We start from the raw sequence: 16,574 nt of genomic DNA, 5'->3' as shown, positions 1-16,574 counted from the left end.
GCGAGCTACAGACCATCCTCGCGACATGGGCCGGCGCCTGCCCCACCTGTCACCGCGACATACCCGCGCCAACATCGACCTGACCAAGCCCTACTTGGAGGCGGAAGGAATCTGGCATCGGGATCTGAAGCCGGACAACATCGCAATCCGGATCCGTCCCAACGGCACTCGACAGTTGGTGCTGATCGACTTCTCGCTCGCCGGATACCCGGCGAAGGAGATCGATGCGGGCACCGAGGGATACCTCGACCCGTTCTTGGGCATCATCACGCGCGGCTCGTACGACGGTCATGCCGAGCGGTACGCGCTCGCGGCGACATTGCACGAGATGGCGTCGAACGAGTTGCCCCGATGGGGTGACGGTGCCGTCACAGCCCGGCAGACCGATCCGAAGGAGTGGCCGTACCCGCGGCTCGCCGCCGACGCCTTCGAGCCGGCGGTTCGCGACGGCCTGGTCGCCTTCTTCCGCAAGGCTCTGGCGCGGGACGTGAAGGACCGGTTCTCGGACCTGAAGCCGATGGAGCGTGCCTGGCAGGCGCTTTTCCTGGATGCGCAGCGGACAACGGCTCCGAGCACCGGCCACGGTACGGCGGAAAGCGCAGGGACCGCGCAGGTAGCCCGGCCCCAGATTGGGCGGGAGGACGATGACGCCTCCGCCGAACAGGTTCGTGACCAGCAGGCGGCGAGGGCTGACCGCACGACGCCTCTGTCCGTGGCAGGTCTGACGCTCTCCGCGCAGTCCCAGCTGTTCGCCATGGGACTGAACACCGTCGGGGATGTGCTGGAGTACTCGGCAAGGAAGTTCCTGACTGCGCCGGGCATGGGTTCGCGCACCCGGGAGGAGATCCAGCGCCGGCAGAAGGAGTGGAACCTCCGACTCGGCAAGTCGGCCCCCGCGCCACTCAGCGCGGAGGCCCGCAAGGCAGCCGGTCAGGAAATGACCGAGCTGGAACAGGCGGTCGCCGAATCGGTCGCAGCCGGCGGCGGAAGTGTCACTGACCCGCAGCTGCTGGGCGCGCTGAGCCTGGACGCGCTGGCCGCTCGCCTGGTCCCGAAGCCATCCAGCGGCAGTGCCCGCTCCAACGCCAAGGAGCGCGAAGCGGTCCGGCTGCTGCTGCGGCTGCCCAACGAGGCCGGCAAGCTGCCCGAGGGCCTGGCGTGGGTTCGGCAGCGGGACGTCGCTGACGCGGTGGGCCTGACCGCGGGTCGCATCCCGCAGATCGTGAAGAAGGCGCGCGAGCGCTGGTACGAGGACGTCGCCCTTGGGCTGCTGCGCGAGGAGGTGGTGGAGCTCCTTGCTGAGCGCGGACGGGTGGCCCCGGTGATCGAGCTCGCCGACGCGCTGATCGCCCGGCGCGGCACCCAGCACGTGGAACGGCGCGACCGGCGCGCGCTCGCCCTGTCGCTGCTGCGTGCGGTGGCCGAGCGAGAGAGCTACAACAACGAGGCCCCGCCGCTCTTCCGCTACTTCCATGCCCGGATGCCCAAGGGCGCCGATCCGGTGCTGGGCCTGCTCGCCCTCGACGTCCGGGAGGGCGTGGACGGCCCGGACACCCCGACGCTGCCCGCTCTGCAGGAATACGCGCTCAGCCTGGGCGCGCGGGCCGACCGACTCGCGGACCTGGAATCTCTGCCTACGGCCAGCACCGTCCTTACCGAGCTGGACGCGGTGCGACGGCCGCCGGGAAACCTGGGCTGGGACGAGCGGCGCACCGCCGAGATCGCGGTGGCAGCCTCCACCCGAGCCGCTCTCACCCCACGACTGGAGATCTACCCGCGCGACCTGGACCTGGTGCGCGCGCTGAGGATCACCCAGGCCGGTGTAGTCGCCGTGCAGCCGGGCGTCGAGGAGGAGCGACTGCCTGGCCTCACGGTTGACGCCCTGCACAAGCGAGTTACGACCCGCTTCCCTGACCTGGGCACAGACCCGCTGGTGCCACGCGAATTGCCCACCGGCAGCGCGCTGGTCCGCTACCTGAAGCAGGCCGGCTTCGAGCTGAAGCTGGCGACGCGCTACGACAAGGTGCTCCGTCTCATCCCGGACCGTCCGGCCGGGGACGCCACCGCCGGTCTGACCTCGGCGAGCTGGGGAGCCTCGGCGGCCCGTAGATCCGCCCCCACCCAGTACGACGCGGACGCGGCCGTCGCCGCCGCGGTCAAGGCCGAACAGCGACTCAGGCACTCGGCACGACAGGACGGCTTCCGAGTCCTGACGGTGCCCCACCGGGGTGCTGAGAACGCGGTGCGACACCTGGCAGACGAGCCGTACGGCGTGCGGCCGGTGTCATTGACCGGGCTCTTCGTGAACGAACTGCGCAGTGTGATCGGCGAGGCGGCCAGACCGACCTGGGAGACCGTCCTCAAGGCCGATGCTGCCGAACCCGGAAGCCGGGCTCACCAGCAGCTGCGCATTCGTACAGACAAGGCGTGGGGGCGCATCGAGCCGCAGCTGCGAGAGCGACTGAGGCAGGGGCGGGGACCGCTGCTCCTTACCGACACTGCGGTGCTCGCCCGGTACGACGCGCTGGATCTGCTCGTAAGGCTCGCGGAGGAAGCGCGGCAAGGTGGCAGCCCGCTGTGGCTGCTCGTCGCCCAGTCCGACCCGGCGAAAGCACCGCGGCTGGCCGGGCAGAGCGTGCCGTACCAGGCAGGGTTCGACGAGTGGATCGTCGTGCCCGATGCCTGGGTCGCGCGCAAACACCTCGCACCGGACGCCTGACCCTCTTCACCACCTGAACCGGCCTTCTTCCGCCCTCTCCGATTTCTCCACAGGAGCCGTTCCGTGATCGACCGCAAGAGCCTCCTCGTCGACCTGCAGAAGCAGGTCAAGGCGGCAGAGACCGACCTTGAGCAGCAGGTCAAAGCTGTCCCCGAGGTAGGGACGCGGCTGCGCGGTGAGTATGAGCAGGCCCGGAAGCTGGGCCGTACGGCGGCGACATGGAACGCCTGGCTCGGGGAGCGGATCACCCAGGTTGCGGTTGCCTGGGTCCTCGGCACCGTCTTCGTCCGCTTCAGCGAGGACAACCGGCTGATCGCCGAGCCCTACATCACCGCCCCGGATGTGGCTGGGCGCGAGACCGCGCAGGCGCGGTACGAGGAGTACCTGGAGAAGGACACCGACCCGACGTACCGAGGCTGGCTGGAGGCGGCGTTCGCAGAGCTGGGCGCTGGGCAGGCCGGCCGACTGCTCTTCGACCGCGACCACAACCCGCTCTACCAGATCCCGCTTTCACACGACGGGGCGGGCGCGCTGCTCGCGTTCTGGCGGGAGCAGCGCGCCAGCGAGAATGAAGCCGACGGCCCGGTGCTTGTGCATGACTTCAGCGACCCGCTGAGAGAGCTCGGCACCGAGGGCTGGAACACCCGGTTCCTCGGCGATCTGTACCAGGACCTTAGCGAGGCGGCCCGCAAGACGTACGCACTGCTGCAGACGCCGGAGTTCGTGGAGGAGTTCATCCTCGACCGGACGATGACCCCGGCGGTACGGGAGTTCGGGTTCGAGGAACTGAAGATGATCGACCCGACCTGCGGGTCCGGACACTTCGTGCTCGAAGCGTTCCGACGGCTGGTACGGATGTGGGCGGAGCAGCGTCCAGAGGTGGGCTTGTACGAGCGGGTGCGAGCCGCCCTCGACTCGGTGCACGGAGTGGACCTCAACCCTTTCGCGATTGCGATCGCCCGCTTCCGGCTCCTGGTTGCGGCGATGGCCGCAAGCGGCATGCGGACTTTCGAGGAGGCCCAGCACTACGAGTGGCCGATCCAGCTCGCTGTGGGCGACTCCCTCATCAAGGATCGCCAGCTGGAGCTGCAACTGGGGCTTGGCTTTGAGGACGAGGGCGGCGCGGCCGGTGACCCCCTCGCTGAGTTCTCATACGCCACGGAGGACGTGGACGAGTATCCCGGGATCCTGGACCAGGGGCGTTACCACGTAGTAGTGGGTAACCCTCCGTACATCACGGTCAAGGACAAGCAGCTCAACCAGCTGTACCGAGAGCTGTACAGCGCGTGCGCGGGGACGTACGCACTGTCCGTTCCCTTCGCACAGCGGTTCTTCGAACTAGCCAAGCAGGGTGGGGCGGACGGGCACGGCTACGGCATGGTCGGTCAGATCACAGCGAACTCCTTCATGAAGCGTGAATTCGGCACCAAGCTCATCGAGGAGTACTTCGCGCACAAGGTCGAGCTGACGGAGGTTATCGACACCTCAGGGGCGGTCATCCCTGGGCATGGGACGCCGACGGTGATTCTCATCGGGCGACCTAGGAGTTGTCTTCAAATGTCACGCCCACATCAGGAGCGATGCGAGGGTGACGGCTGCCTGGTAGGACTCGGCGGTCTTGTCGTAGCGGGTGGCGATCCCACGCCACTGCTTCAAGCGGTTGAAGCAGCGTTCGACCACGTTGCGCCGCTTGTAGAGCTGCCTGTCGAAGGCCGGCGGGCGCCCGCCGCGGCTGCCGCGCCGAAGCCGGTTCCGTATCTGGTCGGCCCGCTCCGGAATCGTGTGGCCGATACCCCGACGCCTGAGCCAGGACCGGATGGCCCTGGAGCTGTAGCCCTTGTCTCCGATGACCTGGTCGGGCCGGTTCCGTGGCCGTCCCGGTCCGAGACGGGGCACCCGTATCGCCTCCATCACCGCCATGAACTGGGTGCAGTCGTTGGTGTTCCCGCCCGTGACGGTGAAGGCGAGCGGGCGCCCCAGGGCGTCGCAGGCCAGGTGGATTTTGCTGGTCAGGCCGCCTCGGGAGCGTCCGAGTGCGGGGCTGCGGAGCCCCCTTTTCGTGCCCCGGCGGCGTGCTGGTGGGCGCGGACGACGGTGGAGTCGACCGACACGAGCCAGTCGATGTCCCCGGCCGCATCAGCCCTGGCCTGGGCAGCCTGGAGCATCCGCTCGAACGTGCCGTCCAGAGCCCACCGCCGGAACCGGGTGTGCAGTGTGGCCCACGGACCGTACCGCTCGGGCACATCCCGCCAAGCCACCCCGGTCCGGAACTTCCACACGATCCCGTTGAGCACCGTGCGGTCGTCCAACCGCTTCCTGCCCCGCAACGACTCGGGCAGCAGCGGCCGGACGAACTCCCACTCAGCATCCGACAGTTCATGGCGACGTATCACCCGACCATGATCCACCACCCAAGATCATTTGAAGACAACTCCTAGGCCGCGTAGGGTTGCCACGACGATCTCGTAGCGGGCCCGCAGTGCGGTGTGCTCCCCCGCTGCGGCGTCCAGCAGGGCACGTGCGTAGCCGAGCCATTCCGGCAGATCCGCTCGGGCCTCGTCGTGGAAGGTGGCGTGGCGCAGCGGGCCCCTCAGGTCCACCAGGTCTCCCAGCGTGCGGCCGGGCTCGTCGCTTGCCAGCCATCGCTGGCGGGCCTCGACATACCAGTCGGGCAGTTCGCCGGCGCTTTCCGGGCGCGGCGGAGCGAGGTCGGAAGGCAGGCGGAGGTACTGGACGGCGAGGTAGAACAGGTCGTAGTCGGCGAGGTGAAGGGCGAGGGCGGCAGCGTCCCAGATCTCCAGTTCGACCTGGTGCGTCCGGGCGGCTCCGTCGATCAGGTTGTGCCGCTTCCTGGCGGGCACGGCGGTCACGGTGAAGTAGATGACACGGTCAACGGGTGTGCCCTGCCCGCAGATTGACGCGAGGTCCCTTCGGATCTTTCCCGGGACATCAGTGATCTGGATGGTGCAGGCCATCACCACGCGCTGGATGGAGGCCCGCGCCGCGAACAGAGACGTGCCGGGGAGCTCCCGCGGGATGTTGGTCCAGTGGCTTTCGGCATCCCGGCCCTGGTCACCACCGCTACTGACGGGGCCGGTCGCCGGGAACAGATTGCTGGTGATCCTCCGACGGGCCAGGCCCAGGCACAGTGCCTCGAACTCATGATGGCTGTTGCTCTCGCCGAGAATGCTCAAGGCGAAGCGGATTCGCCGCTCAAGCTGGACAGCATCGTCGCTCACGTCGTTCCCCTGTCTCACCGCCGCAGTCACGCATGTCCAGTGTCCGGCGCGACACTGACATTCGTGGCGTGCGCGCTCCCTTTCGGCTGCAGCCCGTCACCGTTGGTTGATCTGGGACGGGTGTGTGGGGCGTGGCCCTCGCAGCCGAAGTCTGCCAGCGCCGTGGTCACACAAGGCCGACGTGGCTCAGCAGGCGGCGGGCACCGGGGGACGTGTCTTCCCAAGTGTGCCCGCGCTCGAGGCTCTTGAAGACAACGGCGCCCTTGGGGACGCGTTCAGCGTGGAAGGTGGACCAGGTGCGACATATCGGGCAGTCCCGGCCGATCAAGAACGGGCGCAGTAGGTGCAACGACCCGTAGGTGTCGCGGAGGTAGAGGCTGCCCGTCTCCAGGTCGTTGCTGGGTGAGGTCATGGTCCGGGTCGGGACGACGGGGTGGTCTCCGGCCAGTTCCCGGTATTCCACGCGGGCGCTGCGGGCGAAGGCGTCCCAGCGGACGTCGGTGACCTCCAACAGGGGCAGGTCGGCCAGAAAGCGGGCACGTTCGACCAAGCGGGTCAGGTCGGCGAAGGCGACATCGATGGCGTGGGGCAGGTCGATCGGGTCGACACGCCGCAAATGGGCCTGGTCATTGCGGCGCTCGCTCAGGGCTTGGCGGGCGTTCTCGGCGTCCGCATGTGCCAGCAGCGTTCGGATGTCGTTCAGGGGGTGGGCTTCGGGGAGGTTGTTGAGTTGTCGGCTGGTCGCGGCTTCGTTGAGCACGTTGGCCCAGTCGCCGAAGCCGGGGCCGCTGCGCCCGCCGGCGAGCTTGTCCCGGATCGCCGTCACCGCTCCCAGGGTGATCTGTCTCGCGTGGGTGAGGGCGAGCACGAGCTGGGCGACGTAGCACAGCAGTTGCTCGGCGGTGTCCAGGATCGCGGCGTAGGCGGCCTGGGCGTCACCGGCACTGATGCGGGCTTCACTCTCGCGCCAGCGGTAGGCGATGGGGTAGGGGAAGCGAGTGCGGACGCTGTGGCCGAGGTCGTCAAGCAGTGAGGCTGCTTCGGCACGCAGCCTCAGTGCGCGGCCGGAGTCGATGACGCGGGCGCGGGCCCGGGCTGGGGGTCCCGACACCGCACCGGCGTCCGGTCCGCCACTGCGGGCACCCATGTCATGGCCCGGTGTCCCACCGACGCGAACGCCCCCCACCCGGCAGGCGACGTGCGCGGTGGCGGCGTGGACATCGAACCGCGAACATGGAACGACCAGCAGGGGGACACCGAGGCGGGCCCGCGTATCTCGCATGAGGGCCCATGATCGTGAAGGTCGTGCCCGCCTCGTCACGTCACTACGCCGGATCCCTGGCCTCACCCCCTGGGGCGTCCTGTGCCAGGTGGTACCAGGATGGACAGCCGGGGAAGCATGTGCCCACTACGTAGAGGGCGCCGGCGAGTGTGACGGGTCTCATCTGCTGGTCGTCGGCTTCGATGACGTGACGCCGGGACCGCAGGACGTCCAGTGCGCGGCTGAACGCCCAGCTTGAGCGTTCGGCGATGGAGGGAGGGCCGAGGAGGTGGCCGGCCAGCCCATCGGCCATGTCCCGTGATGAGTCCTCCCACTGGCGCCGGTGCATGTATGCCAGTTCGAAGAGGTAGACCGATGCTTCCATCAGTGCCCAGCAATTCGGCTCTTCAACGACATTGATCGGACCCCCGGCCACACCAGTGGCGTAGGTCTCAGCCATGATCCAGAATCCGTCGCGAGCCCGGCTGGTGATATACCGCTCGTAGGTGGGGCCGAGAGTGAAGGAGCCGGTCTCGGTCGAGGCGGAGGAGGGGGCAGGCCCCCAGTCATCGGCCTCCGCACTGCCCCGGAGCCGGACTACGTCGGCATGCACGCGGGCCATGTCCTGCTTCGCGTCCTCAGACCATCCCTCTAGCAGGACATCCCATACGCGGGAGTCCGGCTCGGGGAGTACGGGGAGGTCTTGCCAGCAGGTCTTCTCCTCGTCGCGAGCCTTCTCGATACTGATGTAGTAGGCGAAGACCTCGGTGAGTGCGTAGAAGTGAGGGAGGGTCATGCCACGCGGGCCCGCTGACGTGGCGAAGTAGATCGCGTATGCCCAGTTCGGGCCTGTTCCCCAGAGGGGTTCGGGTTGGGCCGCCTGCACCCCCTCGCGGATGGTCTGGCATACCTGGACAGCGATCGCGGTCTGACCTGCAGTGAAGCGGATGGGCAGCCGCTGTAGCGTAGCAGCGACCACACCGGCCCATCTGGCGAGGTCGGCACTGATTGCGGTGTCGTCCACCGGCCCCATGACCCGGGCGGAGCTGTCCTGGTAGCCCTGTCGGCCCACGTAGTCGTCATGCTCGTAGGTCGGACGATCCAGCACCGTCCGCAACGTGTCCCCAAACCGCGCTACCTCGTCCCGGCCCGGGTCGATCGTGGCTGAGGACTTGGCGCCGAAGAGATAGCGGATGACCACTTGGCGGAAGGCGGGTTCACCGTCCAGCATGCAGTAGCTGATCAGGGCGGTTTCAGCGACGAACACATCCATGCGGCGCCGGTTGGTGGCGTCGATGTCGGCGGCGGGTTGGTAGGGCGCCGACAGTCCGCCAAGGCTGGGGTTGAAAGCAGCGGCGACGCGAGCGATCAGCAGGTAGTCGGCGTCGGGCCGGGCGGGGCAGCCCTCCAGTGCGCAGTAGATCTTGATCCACGTGGCATGCAGAGTGGTGATGGTTTCGGCCACAGTGCCGGGAACGGCTGCCAGGGCCATGCACGTGTCCACGATGTCCCGCCCCAGCCGGCGTACCGACTCGAGGTCTTCGGGCAGGAGGACATGAAGGATCTCATTCAGCGAAACCCCGTCGATTCGGGCGCCGTCGTCGTCTGTCACCAACGCGTCGGGACGTGCCGCGATCTCGCGCATGAACGTCCACACGGCTGCCAGGGCCTCCAGCCTGCGGCCAGTGGCGAGTTCGCCACTGCACTCCCTGACGAACTCGTAACAGCGGTCCTCCTCCACGCCTTTGAAACCGTTGCCCGGCCAGCGCATCGTCGTGGGACGCGGCGTGGGGGGCAGGAGCGGCGCAAGGATCGCGCTGTGCGCTTGCCGTTCTCGTGGTGTGCACTCGTAGGTGATCACGGCCTCCAGGGGGTGAGAGCGGTCAGGGCCTGAACGGTTGCCAGGACCGGATAGTCGTACGGGATCGGTCGCGGACCGATCTGATCGGGCACCGAGGTGAAGGAGCCGTCGCTGTGCTGTTGGTGCAACAAGTAGTTCAGGGCGTCCGGCACCACCTGCCCCCGGGCGCGCCCGGTGAGGGCCTGGACGGCCTGGGCGGTGGACAGGACATCGCTGGGCATGCCAGGGCGCTGGCCGAAGCCGCCGTCGGCGTTCTGTGACCGGGTCAGCGACCGGACCGCCCGGTCGACGCTTTCGCCGTGCATCCCGCAGGCCTCCAGCGCGTCGATGGCATTGCTGGCCACGCTCGCTGTGCTGAGGGTCCAGGAGGTTGGGAAAGTCCCGTCCCCATGCTGCTTCGACGCGATGAAGTCGGCCGCTGCGGCCAGCCGTTCGCCCAGACGCGGACCGAGCGCGAGGATCGCGACTGCGGTCATGTCGACCTCCCCCTCGTGTCCGCGGACGTAGGTCGGGAAAGAACCGTCTGGGCCGGCCATCGCCAGCAGGTACCGCTCGCCCTTGTCCCGCGCCTCGCGGTACCGGGAGGCGTTGATCAGTCGGAGGGCTTCCACACAGCGGGAGGTGTCGTCGACGTCGCTCTGAGAGGCGAGGGCGGTGTAACCCCATCCGCCGTTCGGGAGTTGGGCACTGACCAGGAAGTCACCCATCCGTTCCAGCAGGTCGCCCTCGGCTCCGGCGCGGGCCAGGCACAACGCCGCCAGCGCCGTCACGAAGACATCCTGCCCCGCGATGAAGGGCACCCCTGCGCCTGGGGCTCGAATCGCCTCCAGGGCGGTGATCCCGTCACCGATCGCCGGGTGCCCTGGATCGACCTGGTGCAGGGCGTGCAACACGACCAGGTGAGCCAGCGCGTTGGCTTCGTACACCCGCCCGTGCCAGTCTGCCAGGATGCCGGTCAGATAATCGTGTCTGGCCTCGCCGTCCGCCGTGCCCGCCGTCTCGGTCATTCCGATCGCACACAGGACCAGGGAGGTCCAGGTCGCGTGACCGCGATAGTCCGGTCCCGGGCCGGTCGGGGGGACCTCGCATCCGACGAACCTCAGAACCGATTGGAGCAGGAGCCGCTTGCGGGCGCCGGTCCAGTGGCTGAAAGACGCCAGGAACGCCCCCACCTCGGCCGCCGCCGGCGTGCTCCCCGTCGCTGCCCGCGCCACGAGACCGTCGAGCGGGCTGTGCCAGGGCGCTGCCTGTAGGTAGGCGGCCAGTTGGGCCTGTGCCTGGGGGAGGACGCCTTGCTGCTTCAGCAAGGTCAGCATCAAGGCCGACTCCAGGACCCTGCTCCCGCAGACGTCACGAAGCGCACCGTCGGGCCCGACGCGATGAGCCAGGTATTCAAGTGCCCGATCATGGGCGATTTTCAACGGAAGTGCGCTGTGCGCAGCCGGGGGTTGTATCGGCAGGTTCATATAATTCCCAAGCGAGTTCGGGGGATAGAGGAAGAGTCCCGGCACACCACGTCAACGACACTCCTTTCACCCCGCGTTACGAAAGAAAAGTGACAGGTCCGCGTGAGCGCTGCTCAGGCGGTGACGGCTCGAGGCCGGCTCAGAACACCTCCTCAGCGACGGCTGCGCGCGAGCGGACACGGGGTGTCGGCGGCTCCGGCCCTCGGGCGTGGGCGGCCGGGGGCCGGCGAGGCCCGCGGTTGTCTCGCCTCTTGTACTCGCGGTCCAGGTGCGCGAGACGTGCCTGGCTGACGGTGGGCGGTTGATGTCGTTTGGCGAGCGCCCGCTCGCGCCGCGCGCGGTCCACGGCAGCGACGATCGTGATCCAGTCGGGGCCGAGTCGGGCGATCAAGCGGGTGCGCAGCACGGTCCGCTGTCGGGCGGTGGTGCCCGCCCAGATACCCGTCGGCGTCTCCTCCGGGTGTGCGAGTGCCCACTTGAGGCACTGAGGTGCGATCGGGCACACCGCGCACTGTGCCTGGGCATCCGCTATGCGCTGGGCGACCTGGTACCCATGTTCTTCGTATTCGTGGGCGAAGAGCTCAGGAGTTGTCCGGCAGCTGGTCGGTTTGTGGATGCGGGGGAACGGGATGTCGGCGGCAGAGGGTTTGGCGGAGCTCATCGGGTGTACCTCGATTCGAAGGTGCGGGCAGGCGGACGAGGGTTTGTGCGGCCGGATCGTGTCGGCGGCGAGCCGGTCACACGGCGTCGGGCGCTCGATTGCGCGCCGGGTGTTTGGTCGCAGGCGGTTCTCTTCGGTGCGGGGGCAGGGACGGTCATGATGCTCGCGCCAGGTCGCGGGTGCCGGGGCGTCCGGCCCGGCGGCCGTTGACGGACGCATTCGCCCCGTGCCGGGCCCCGGCGATGGTTGCCCGGCCGGTGTGCTTGCCGTCGTAGAGAGCAGCGTCAGCAGCTCTGAGCAAACGCGACAGGTTGGTGGTGCCGATCGCGTCGGGCGTCGCAGCCCCGACGGAGGCCTCGACGTTGACGACCTGGCCGTCGTCCAGAAGGACCGGCTGGGTGAGCGAAGACATCAGGCGTGCGAGGCATGCGTGCTGGAGACCGGAGCCGAGCCGGGTCGTGAGAGCGAACTCGTCCCCGCCGAGCCGGCCGACGGCGGCCGTGCTGCCCGCCCACTTGGCGAGCCGCTGTGCGGTCGCTGCCAGCACGGCGTCGCCGGCGGGGTGTCCGAGTCTGTCGTTGATCTCCTTGAAGTGATCGAGGTCGCAGATCAGCGTCACGGTATCGTTGCCGTAGCGGTCGAGAATCTGCTGCGCCTTGGCGGTGTATCCGTCGCGGCGAAGGAGCCCGGTGAGCGGGTCGCGACTGGCAGAGGCGAGCCGGCGCTGAAGTGCTATGGCGTGCAGCGCCCACCCGAGCAGCGGGACTGCTAAAACAGCCAGAAGAAGCGCGCGACGTACGCAGGGGACATACGCCTGTGGACGAGCGGCCATGACGGCTCCTTCGTGTCGTGCGGTGGCAACGGCTCCGCGCGGACGGCAGATCGGACGCGGGGGATGTGTCCCGTCCGGGGACACTGCAGATCGACGTGGGTGGGCGGATCCCTGTTGTGGAGATCTCTTCCAGCGGCTGGATTCGCGACTGAACGGCGGAGCGGCCGGTCGGACCGCGGGCCTCGCTCTCGGCGGGCGCTCGCCTGTGACGACGCGGGATCGTTCGTCATGCGGGGTGATGTGACGCTGCGGCACTCACCCGGGCCTCGAAGGCTCGGTTGTCGGCCGCGCACACGACGCTCATCAGGAACGCTCGCAGACGGGTGAGGGCTGGTCGGCCAGTGACGAGGTTTCGCAGAGGTTTCATGAGTGGTTGTCCTTCGGTGTGCGGAGCTTCCGTCGGGCTTTGACTCCGTGACGTAGCGATCGGTCACTGGCGAGGGAGGGCGAGGCACTGGCGTCTCTGCCCGTCAGGGAGTGTGCGCATCCGCCACGGCTGGCTGGCGCAGAAAGGCTGTGACGGCTTGGTACGGAACCGGCGCCGGCCGCACGTCATGGAGGGCGTCGGAGAGATCGTCCGGTGTTACGCGAACGTCGGTATGAAAGCGCCGAAGCCAGTACGGCCCGAGGGGCTGCTCGTGAAACGTTGGTGGAAAGGGAATCCGCCACGGCGCGGAGACACATACTCCGTATGGGTTGACCCAGCGCCTTTTCGTGCCGGGCGGGACGATCCAGTACATCCATGGGTGGCCCTCCTCGGCGATTACTGGTCCGCAGCCTCCGGGGTTCGAATCCATGATGGAGAGCAACTGTCCGCCTGCTTCATGAGCTGCGGTGATCACGACGTCGTGGTGCTTGCCCAGAGATTTGATCGTCGGCAAGTGGGCCACGCTCTCGAGGCGGCGTAGCAGCGACGTCAGATAGGACCAGTCGTGCACCAGGTGTGAAGTCATGGCTGTATTACCTTGTCTGTGGTGTGTATGTGGGCCAGGTAGGGGGTCCGGCCGCGTTCGGCGACGTAGTCGTCCTGACCGCGCAACGGGTCGGCATCAAGCGCAGGAACGTCCCCGTTGCAGTGCTCTGCGAGGGTTTACGACGCCGCACGACACCCTCAACCTCTGAATTTCCTTACATCGACAACTGGCGAGATCCCGATGGGCCTCGTGGCGAACTACTCTGGTTCCTCGACCCTTCCGTCACAGGTTCCCCGCTTGTGGCGGAGCTGAGTTCCTTCTTGCTGCGGGGACTCGGCGGGGTCGATCGGGTAAGGGCTTGGCGGAAGGCGTTCGGTGGACTCACAGCAGGATTTCGGGAGGCAGTTGCGGACGTTCCGGCGCGTTCGGAGCTTGTCTCTGACCCAGCTGGCGGCGTTGACCCACTTCAGCAAGGGGTATCTCAGCAAGATCGAGAACGGCGTGAGGCCGCCGACGCACGAGCTCGCGGTTGCGTGCGACCGGGCCCTCGAACTGGACGGTGTGCTGGAAGCGCTGGTGTCCGTTTCCCCGCCGAGAGCGGCGGTCGAGCGCAGAGCACCCGTTGCAGTCCCGGCTCAGCTGCCCTCTGCTGCATCGATGGTCGGCCGGTCGGAGACGGCTCGTGACCTGTTTGAGACGGTGACGGGCGTGGTCGGCCGGACCGTGGTGATCGGGATCGACGGGATGGCGGGGGTGGGCAAGACCACGATGGCTCTGCATGTCGCGTACAGCCAGCGGCATCGCTACCCCGATGGTGCGTTGTACTGCGACCTGCAGGGCCACTCGGAGGCTGCGGCGCCGCTCCCGCCGGGACAGGTGCTCGGAGAGTTCCTGCGTGCGTTGGGCGTTGAGGCCGGCGTCATCCCCGACGCCACGGCCGAGCGTTCCAAATTGCTGCGCTCGACACTGAGCGGGCGACGTGTCCTCATGGTGCTCGACAACGCGGCGACCAGCGCTCAGGTCCGCCCCCTGCTTCCCGGCGCGGCTGACTGTCTTGTGCTGGTCACGAGTCGCAGCCGGCTCGCCGGTCTTGCCGTCCACGACCACGCGCGCCTCCTCACGCTGTATCCGCTCGACGACGAAGACGCGTTGGCGCTGTTGCGAGCCCGGGTCGGCGGAAGCCGGGTCGATTCCGAGCCCGGTGCGGCCGCGGACATCGTCCGCTGGTGCGCCCGTCTTCCGCTCGCCCTGGCGATCGCCGCCGACCTGGCTGCCGAACGCCCTCACGTCGTGCTCGCTGACCTGGCGGCTGACTTGGCGCAGGAACCCAACCGGCTGAATCTGCTGGCCTCCGATGAAGATCCGAGAACGGCAGTGAGCGCCGCCTTCTCCCGGTCCTACGCCACTCTGGCCGCGCCCGCGGCCCGTGCGTTCCGCCTTCTCGCGCTGCACCCCGGCCGGGGCATCAGCGCGGAGGCAGCCGCTGCCCTGCTGGGCACGACCGCCGAAGATGCCCGACACCAGCTGCGTACGCTCGTGCGCACGCACCTGCTCACGGAGCCGACGCCTCACCGCTACGGATTCCACGATCTGCTGCTCCTGTACGCGATTGACAAGGCCAGACAGGAGGAATCGACCGAGACGCGCCGGCAGACGGTGCGCCGGTCGCTGGAGTGGTATCTGCACACGGTGAGAGCCGCTTCGCAGGTGATCACTCCGAACCGCTGGCTGAATGAGCTGCGCGATGTGTCGCCTCCCGGTGACCGGGTGCCGACGTTCACCGAGCGTGCGCAGGCCCTGCTGTGGTGCGAGACCGAGCGGCGCAATCTGATCGCCGCGGTGGATGAGGCCGCCGCACTTGGAATGCACGCGGTGGCTTGGCAACTGGCCGCCGCGCTGGTCGGATTCCTCTATCTGCGCAAGCACCGTTCCGACTGGGATCATGTAACTCAGCTGGGGCTCGCCTCGGCCATGCAGGTCGAAGACCTGGAAGCCCGGGCTCGCATGCACACCTACCGGGGTGGTTCCTGCGCGGAGTCGCACAACTACACCGAAGCGATCGCTCAGTTCGAACAGGCGCTCAGCGTGTACCAACGCGTCGGAGACACATTGGGACAGGTCAACGCGTTGAGCAATCTTGGTGACGTGAACCTCCGACAGGGGCGCTACGCCGAAGCCCTTGTGCACCTCGAGCCCGCCGCGGCTGCCGGACGCGATGTCCAGCAGCCCTGGATCATGGGGATCCTCCTCAACAACCTCGGTGAGGCGCGGGTGCACGTCGGCCGCTGCCAGGAGGCAGTGGTAGTTCTTCAGCAGGCGCTCGTGATGCACCGGGAGATCGACAACACCTGGGTCGAGGCCATTACTCGTACGAACCTGGGCATTGCTCACTACCACCTCGCGGAACCGGAACAGGCTGTCTCCTACTTCGATGAGGCGTTGCGACTGCACCATGCCGCCGGAAATGAGTGGGGAGAGGGCTGGACCCTCCACCACCACGCCCTGTGCCTTCAGGAGCAGGGCTACGGGGCGGAGGCGCTCGAGATGTGGAAGAAGGCCTTGACCGTGCTCGAATTGCTCGGCGACCCACTCGCCGAGACGGTCCGCGCCCACGTCGAGGAGTCCGCCCTCGGTCCACTGGGCCCGGATTTGTGATTGCGCCCCAAATTTCAGCCTCCCGTCCGGCATGATGCGTTCGACGAGGTCGAGGACACTGGCGGGATGCGCCCGGTGGGGATGGCGAACGACACCGCGTGCATACGGTTGGGCCGCCCGTGGCGGCTCGGGACGGCAGCCAGGACGCTCTTGGTGCTCAGCGCCTCGCTGAGCACCAGCGAGTGAGGGTGGGGCGAGGCCGGCCGGCGCCCGTGCGTCCGAGCTCCGCGCAGCGTGCCACCGACGCGTCGGATGGATCGCTGTGGGTACTGCCGCACCGGGGAAAGAGACGGATGCGGTCATCGGTCTGGTCTCCTCACTGGAGAACCCTCTCCTTCGGACGACAGGACGGGCAGAGGCTGGCTTCGTGCTCGATGATTGCGCGTTGGGACGCGACCCTCCAGGGTTGCCAAGTGGACAACTTCGTTGGCGACGACCGCGCCGCTGGGGCCAGGAGGTATGGGCCACGGTGGTGCGATCAGTACGTCAGGCGCGGCAGGTCCAGTCCGGCCAGCAGGCCGACGAGAACCGGGGATCCGGCGGCGACCAGGCGGACCTGGCCTCCTCGGGTAGGACGCGTAGGTTCTGGCAAGCTGCTCGTCTGCTGCCCATGCTGTGGTGCCGCCGTCCGAGGCCGCTGCCTCGATGCCTGGGGTGTCTGGCCGGGCGCAGGCTTCGGAGGAGCGGACTCCGGAGGCGCAGGCGACCGGTTGAGGTGTGCGGGTCGAGGCAGCGCGCAGTGGCGCCGCGGCGTCCTCCAGGCGGTCTGGCAGGACGTTGTGTGCGTCCGGCGAGTGACCCTGGCGCATTCACCGGGGGTGCGTGAACTCGTGGAACCGAGAGGCGACTCCGCACCGATGCGGACGCGCCTGGAGAAGCTTTTCCTGTCGCTCGCCTGAGTCCGGGGCGTGTGCGGATCCCCCGGGGAGGCGAGTGTTCGTAGCGCATCGGCGGTGGAAGTGGCCT

Annotated in this window: 9 protein-coding genes and 2 pseudogenes; 3 read left to right on the top strand and 8 right to left on the bottom strand. The window is 68.0% G+C overall.

All coding sequences use genetic code 11. The annotated features are described in order from the left end of the window. Nucleotides 1-2,719: protein kinase domain-containing protein (locus ABT001_RS32945; protein WP_502967564.1), on the top strand; the 2,719-nt coding region annotated here is incomplete at its 5' end. A gap of 63 nt (nt 2,720-2,782) precedes the next feature. Continuing rightward, nucleotides 2,783-4,264, top strand: a pseudogene (gene pglX / locus ABT001_RS32940) (BREX-2 system adenine-specific DNA-methyltransferase PglX); the annotation flags it as partial. Nucleotides 4,265-4,279: 15 nt separating this feature from the next. On the opposite strand, the pseudogene ABT001_RS32935 reads toward pglX, so the two are convergent. From ABT001_RS32935 to ABT001_RS32900, 8 genes and pseudogenes are all read right to left on the bottom strand, one after another. Then, a pseudogene (locus ABT001_RS32935) lies at nt 4,280-5,109 on the bottom strand (IS5 family transposase). 27 nt (nt 5,110-5,136) lie between these two features. Continuing rightward, on the bottom strand, nt 5,137-5,958 hold the full coding sequence (locus ABT001_RS32930; RefSeq protein ID WP_351285073.1) for a hypothetical protein: 822 nt from the start codon (nt 5,956-5,958) through the stop codon (nt 5,137-5,139). Nucleotides 5,959-6,124: 166 nt separating this feature from the next. Further along, nucleotides 6,125-7,069: a hypothetical protein gene (locus ABT001_RS32925; protein ID WP_351285072.1), complete on the bottom strand. Its 945-nt coding sequence runs from the start codon at nt 7,067-7,069 to the stop codon at nt 6,125-6,127. Between the two features lie 214 nt (nt 7,070-7,283). Next, the gene (locus tag ABT001_RS32920; protein ID WP_351285070.1) at nt 7,284-9,080 is read right to left on the bottom strand and encodes a hypothetical protein; all 1,797 of its coding nucleotides are present in this window, start codon (nt 9,078-9,080) and stop codon (nt 7,284-7,286) included. After that, nucleotides 9,077-10,396 (bottom strand): prenyltransferase/squalene oxidase repeat-containing protein, encoded by a 1,320-nt coding sequence (locus ABT001_RS32915; protein ID WP_351285069.1) that lies wholly within the window; start codon nt 10,394-10,396, stop codon nt 9,077-9,079. Before ABT001_RS32915 ends, ABT001_RS32920 begins: the two co-directional genes overlap by 4 nt. Nucleotides 10,397-10,685: 289 nt before the next feature. Further along, a complete protein-coding gene (locus tag ABT001_RS32910) occupies nt 10,686-11,207 on the bottom strand; it encodes a WhiB family transcriptional regulator (RefSeq protein ID WP_351285067.1) in 522 nt (173 codons plus the stop codon). A 154-nt stretch (nt 11,208-11,361) separates the two neighbouring features. Continuing rightward, complete coding sequence (locus ABT001_RS32905) at nt 11,362-12,039, bottom strand: GGDEF domain-containing protein (protein ID WP_351285066.1); 678 nt, start codon at nt 12,037-12,039, stop codon at nt 11,362-11,364. Nucleotides 12,040-12,509: 470 nt separating this feature from the next. Then, a complete protein-coding gene (locus ABT001_RS32900; protein ID WP_351285065.1) occupies nt 12,510-12,992 on the bottom strand; it encodes a hypothetical protein in 483 nt (160 codons plus the stop codon). Between the two features lie 336 nt (nt 12,993-13,328). Here ABT001_RS32900 and ABT001_RS32895 point away from each other — a divergent pair, with 336 nt between their 5' ends. Further along, a complete protein-coding gene (locus tag ABT001_RS32895; RefSeq protein WP_351285064.1) occupies nt 13,329-15,608 on the top strand; it encodes a tetratricopeptide repeat protein in 2,280 nt (759 codons plus the stop codon). Nucleotides 15,609-16,574 lie beyond the last annotated feature (966 nt).

This window comes from Streptomyces sp. NPDC002793 (assembly GCF_040295485.1).
In the GTDB taxonomy this organism is placed as follows: Bacteria; Actinomycetota; Actinomycetes; order Streptomycetales; family Streptomycetaceae; genus Streptomyces.
Note: the sequence above shows the minus strand (reverse complement) of the source record. Positions and strands in the feature narration are given on the sequence as shown.

Coding starts and splice junctions, on each gene's coding strand:
- ABT001_RS32915 (WP_351285069.1), bottom strand. CDS start 10,396: ATGCTGACCTTGCTGAAGCAGCAAGGCGTCCTCCCCCAGGCACAGGCC.
- ABT001_RS32910 (WP_351285067.1), bottom strand. CDS start 11,207: ATGAGCTCCGCCAAACCCTCTGCCGCCGACATCCCGTTCCCCCGCATC.
- ABT001_RS32905 (WP_351285066.1), bottom strand. CDS start 12,039: ATGGCCGCTCGTCCACAGGCGTATGTCCCCTGCGTACGTCGCGCGCTT.
- ABT001_RS32900 (WP_351285065.1), bottom strand. CDS start 12,992: ATGACTTCACACCTGGTGCACGACTGGTCCTATCTGACGTCGCTGCTA.